The 5,074-nt window shown below is 44.8% G+C and carries 5 protein-coding genes; 4 read left to right on the forward strand and 1 reads right to left on the reverse strand.

Annotation, left to right across the window (positions count from 1 at the left end):
- Window positions 1–346: 346 nt before the first annotated feature.
- Complete coding sequence (locus E4U82_RS19115) at window positions 347–823, reverse strand: hypothetical protein (RefSeq protein ID WP_135111837.1); 477 nt, start codon at window positions 821–823, stop codon at window positions 347–349.
- Between the two features lie 358 nt (window positions 824–1,181).
- On the opposite strand from E4U82_RS19115, the gene hisZ reads away from it, so the two are divergent.
- Genes hisZ through hisB form a run of 4 tightly spaced genes read left to right on the forward strand, consistent with a single transcriptional unit; the run spans window position 1,182 to window position 4,909 of the window.
- A complete protein-coding gene (hisZ, locus tag E4U82_RS19120) occupies window positions 1,182–2,414 on the forward strand; it encodes an ATP phosphoribosyltransferase regulatory subunit (protein WP_135111838.1) in 1,233 nt (410 codons plus the stop codon).
- A gap of 6 nt (window positions 2,415–2,420) precedes the next feature.
- Window positions 2,421–3,041, forward strand: coding sequence for an ATP phosphoribosyltransferase (gene hisG, locus E4U82_RS19125; RefSeq protein WP_342447748.1), 621 nt, complete (start codon window positions 2,421–2,423; stop codon window positions 3,039–3,041).
- Window positions 3,042–3,048: 7 nt separating this feature from the next.
- A complete protein-coding gene (hisD, locus tag E4U82_RS19130; RefSeq protein ID WP_135111840.1) occupies window positions 3,049–4,332 on the forward strand; it encodes a histidinol dehydrogenase in 1,284 nt (427 codons plus the stop codon).
- Window positions 4,325–4,909: an imidazoleglycerol-phosphate dehydratase HisB gene (gene hisB, locus E4U82_RS19135; protein ID WP_135111841.1), complete on the forward strand. Its 585-nt coding sequence runs from the start codon at window positions 4,325–4,327 to the stop codon at window positions 4,907–4,909. Before hisD ends, hisB begins: the two co-directional genes overlap by 8 nt.
- Window positions 4,910–5,074: the final 165 nt, after the last annotated feature.

A 5,074-nucleotide genomic window follows, 5' to 3' on the forward strand; every position in this document is an offset into this window, starting at 1 on the left:
AGATGCTTTAAAAAAGACCAATAACAAATTCAAACAACTAATCAAAGGTCAATTACATCAATGGTTTTCCGCCTTGCCCAATTATATCAAGGCTTATCTGCCTAATTTGTGCTGCGAAAGTTGAGTTTATAACTTAACTTGTATATTATTCACTCAACGGACTGCCAATGCAATCAAAAACCACGGTTGCAAGTCGCATGGTTCGATTACTAATCCGCAATTTCCGAAAAACAGTGACTTTTTCATTTGACAATAATATTCTATATTATACAATAAGCTCTCCAAACAGTCTATTCATTTTTTTCTATATCTGTCTACACCTGTTTCCTGTCATTCTGACAAAAGGTCATGAGGAACTAGGGTCCCCTGGATTATATTTAGTACACCCTGACAAAAGCTTAGACAACAAGAAATAAATAACTGCCCCACTTGTAAATACTATAGGGCCGAACAGCAGCTGTGTCAAATTCCCAATAGGAGCATCGAAAAGCCAAGATAAAGTACAGTTCAAGATAAGTAAGGATACCAGTAATAACAATTGAATGGGGATTGAACTTTTAATTGTAGGTTCATATTTTTTTGTAAACATCAATAAAGTCCAAATAACCGATATGATTAGAAAAGCTGTTTCAAAAAGAAGTGCATAATTAGACATTGATTCGAGTTTGGCAAACTCTAATTGAGTTATTTTTGAGTTTTCCAGCAAAGGTTTACTAATTTTTGACTTGTAAATCTCAATTGACACATACGTCATATTGAGTAAAGCTAAAACTAATATATAAAATATCCTACTCCGTTTTAAAATTCTTATACTTCGCCCCACTTAAAACCCTCCAATTATCTCATCTTCATGAATGCTTTCACAAACTTTATAGGTTATTTTACCATTATCCTTCCATTTGAATCAATTGAAATAATTTTAAAAATCGGTTAATTTCAAAACCCTTAGTTAAATATTATGCATTAGGAGGTAGTGTAGAGCACGAAATGAAAATAAACAGTATCGATAAATACACTTAATTTCCACATTGGCATGTTCTTGTTCTAGTTTATATTCTGCCCATTCCAAAAATATTCATTACCCTATTGACTTTTCCCCGATTGAAAGCTAAAATAACTATTAACTTTAATAAGATAAAGCGATAAAGTAGTAAAGCAAATACCCGAATGGAGTTTTGGTTATGCAATCATATGTAACGGATGCCGGACATCACCTGAGTCAGACTGATTATCAGCTGGAAAGCCGTCTCTTGTCGGCCATAAGAGCGCGTTTTCGTACCTATGGTTATCAGGAAACCGGCACAAGTACATTTCAGGATTATGATATGTACGCATCCCTGATTGGGACTGTCGGCAAGCACAACATGATTAAAACAATCGACCCTTCCGGTGACGTCCTTGTACTCAGGCCTGATGTGACCATACCGGTTGCCCGTCGGATGGCAGCGGAAAAGACAACACGCCGGAGACTGTTTTATGTGCAGGATGTTTTCCGGCAGCCTCAGGACAAAAGCCATCATAAAGAATTCACCCAAGCCGGAGTTGAATGCTTTGGCGAAAATACACCGGAAAATGATGCCGAAACGATTGCGCTAGCTGTTCATCTGTTGCAGGATTTGCAATTTGATCAATTCAAAGTCGAGATTGGTCATGCCGGTTTTTTCAAAGACCTGATTGAGGAGTTGCCGATTTCAACGGAAGAACTTAGAAAATTGCAGGAACTGATCCAATCGAAGAACCTCGTCGAAATCGGACCATTTCTGAATGACCTTTCTGTGGAAGAGTCAATCTCCGAGGCCATCAAACGAATCCCCTTACTGTATGGGGACCCGCGGGATGTCATTGAAAAAGCACTGACGATCACCCTGAATGACAACATGAAACAGACAATCGAATATCTAAAGCAGGTTTATCATCTGTTAACAGTGTATGGCATTCAGGATTCCGTTGTTTTCGATCTGGGTCTGATCAATCATATGAACTACTATTCGGGAATCATTTTTCAGGGGTATCTCACTGGCTACAGCAAGCCAGTATTAATGGGTGGCAGGTATAATGACCTGACGAAACAATTCGGTGCAGACATCCCGGCGATTGGATTTGGCTGCATTATTGATTATTTACTGGAAGCCAGGAAAAATGCCGGACAGGTGGAGCGGATAGAAGATACGGTCGAGGTGGTCATTTATTACGAGCAAAGCAGCATCCAAGAAGCCTTACCGGCCGCAAGCAAGCTCCGGAATGCCGGCTATCAAGTGCTCACACAACCGATTGATAAAGGCAGTATTCCAACCACATGTACTGTTTACGTTACAAACGAAAAATCGTTACTTGTCCATAAGCAGAAACAAATGCCATTTCAGAGTGTGGACGAACTGGAACAGCTGCTGCGAACAGAAATGAGGGAAACTTGAGTGAACATGCTTACATTAGCACTGGCAAAAGGACGGACGGCTGACGATTCTATCAAACTATTGGAAAAAGTCGGGATTCACTTCGATGATTTCAGCGATCAATCCAGGAAGCTGGTATTCTATGATGCTGCGGGCCTGATCAAGCTTATTTTCGTGAAAGCCGTTGATGTCCCGACTTACGTGGAAAATGGTGCGGCGGATCTGGGGATCGTCGGCAAAGACAACATTATGGAAGCCAGGAAGGACATTTATGAAATACTCGATTTGCAGCTGGGACAGTGCCAATTTGCTGTGGCCGGCTTTAATGGTGAAGAGCCGCCCAAAAACAATGTGCTGACGGTCGCATCCAAATACCCGGCCGTTGCGAAGAGCCATTTCCAAAAAAAAGGCGTTCCCATCGAAACCATTAAGTTAAATGGATCGGTGGAACTGGCACCCATCATTGGCCTGGCTGATGTGATTGTCGACATTGTCGAATCCGGAAACACCATCAGGGAAAACGGTCTGACGATCCTTGAAGAAATGGACGCTGTCAGTACCCGTCTGATTGTTAACAAAGCGAGCTTCACCACCAAGTCTGAAAGCGTGCATGCCTTTATCAACACCTTACAAACCGGTTTGGAGTGACGCGAAAATGAAGGTTATAACAGCGAAGGAATTTTTACAGGAACAACGCAATCAAGCAGAACCGGCCGATGCCAGCCAATTGGACGCGGTTGTAGGCGACATCATTTCCAAGGTCCGGTGCTCGGGTGATGACGCGCTTTACAGCCTGACGGAAAAATTGGATGGTGTCAGGCTTGATGAGATGATTGTGTCAGAAGCGGAATTTGTAGAGGCACAAGAGGCAGTCAGTGATGCATTTAAAGCGGCTATTCAAAAGGCCCTGGAAAACATCACGGCGTTTCATGCCAACCAGACGGAACAATCCTGGTTTATGAATCAGGAAGGCGGCATAACGCTGGGACAGAAAGTGACACCGATTGAACGGGTTGGGGTCTACATACCAGGCGGAAAAGCGTCCTATCCTTCTTCTGTGTTGATGAATGTCATTCCTGCAAAACTGGCGGGGGTGAAAGAGATCGTTATGACCACACCACCACAGCCGGACGGAAAAGTCAGCCCATATGTGTTAGCCGCTGCCAAGGAAGCGGGTGTCGATACCGTTTATAAAATTGGTGGTGCCCAGGCAATCGCAGCACTCGCTTACGGTACCGAAACGATCAGGAAGGTTTTTAAAATTGTTGGTCCAGGCAATGCCTATGTTGCCCGTGCTAAAAAGTGGGTATTTGGTGATGTTGCGATTGATATGATTGCCGGACCGAGCGAAATTTGCATCATTGCCGATGAAACAGCACGGCCCCGTTTTGTGGCGGCGGATCTGTTGTCCCAGGCGGAGCACGATGAAGCAGCACGGCCATTGCTCATCACCACTGACAGGCAAATTGCTGAAGCTGTACAAGATGAAATGTCCAGACAAACGGAACAGCTGAAGCGGAAAACCATCATTCAGGAGTCGATGAAGCTAAATGGCCGCATCATCCTGACTGAATCACTGTCTGAAGCATTCGATACGGCGAATTCGATTGCCCCGGAACATTTGCAACTGATGATCAGGGAGCCGTTTGAAAATCTGGCGAAGGTGACGAACGCAGGGGCGATTTTTCTCGGAGATTATTCGCCTGAACCGCTGGGGGATTATTTGGCCGGGCCAAATCATACGCTGCCGACAAGTGGAACAGCAGTCTTTTCCTCGCCGCTCGGTGTCTATGATTTTGTCAAAAAATCAAGCGTCATCCATTATTCGGCGACCGCGCTTGATCGAGTCTCCCGGGATATAGGATCACTTGCCCGTGCGGAAGGGCTCTCAGCGCATGCGAATGCAATCCAAATCAGAAAGGATGAGGGCGATGCGTAGTGCTACGATTAGCCGGAAGACAGCCGAAACAGCCATTTCAGCGGAGATCAGTCTGGATGGCAAGGGACACTCACAAGTTAAAACAGGGATTGGTTTTTTGGATCACATGCTGACACTGATGACCAAACATGGGTTATTTGATCTGACCATGAACTGTGATGGCGATTTGGATGTTGACCAACACCATTCGGTTGAAGATACCGGAATTGTTCTGGGCCAGGCGTTTGAGGAGTCCTTGGGTGATAAAGCAGGGATCACCCGTTATGCGACTGTCACAACACCGATGGATGAGGCACTATCTTTCATTTCGGTGGATATTAGTGGGCGACCGTACTTCGTCTATCACGTCGATGGCTTGAAAGATAAAGTCGGTTCATTTGATACAGAGCTTGTGGAAGAGTTTTTCCGGGCATTCGCCAATCATGCCAGCATCACATTGCATATGAATCTGGCATATGGGGCAAACAGCCATCATATCATCGAATCGATGTTTAAAGGATTCGGACGTGCACTTGATCAAGCCGCGTCTTTGAATGATCGCATCGACGGCATCCCATCGACAAAAGGGTCATTATAGTAGAAACACGGTTCTGACATCAGAGCTCCTCGCTCGATTTGGCGGACTTCTCGCTCGACTTGGCGGACTTCTCGCTCGACTTGGCGGACTTCTCGCTCGACTTGGCGGACTTCTCGCTCGACTTGGCGGACTTCTCGCTCGACTTGGCGGACTTCTCGCTCGACT

This window comes from Lentibacillus salicampi (assembly GCF_004565465.1).
In the GTDB taxonomy this organism is placed as follows: Bacteria; Bacillota; Bacilli; order Bacillales; family Amphibacillaceae; genus Lentibacillus; species Lentibacillus salicampi.

Coding starts and splice junctions, on each gene's coding strand:
- hisG (WP_342447748.1), top strand. CDS start 2,421: ATGCTTACATTAGCACTGGCAAAAGGACGGACGGCTGACGATTCTATC.
- hisD (WP_135111840.1), top strand. CDS start 3,049: ATGAAGGTTATAACAGCGAAGGAATTTTTACAGGAACAACGCAATCAA.
- hisB (WP_135111841.1), top strand. CDS start 4,325: ATGCGTAGTGCTACGATTAGCCGGAAGACAGCCGAAACAGCCATTTCA.
- hisZ (WP_135111838.1), top strand. CDS start 1,182: ATGCAATCATATGTAACGGATGCCGGACATCACCTGAGTCAGACTGAT.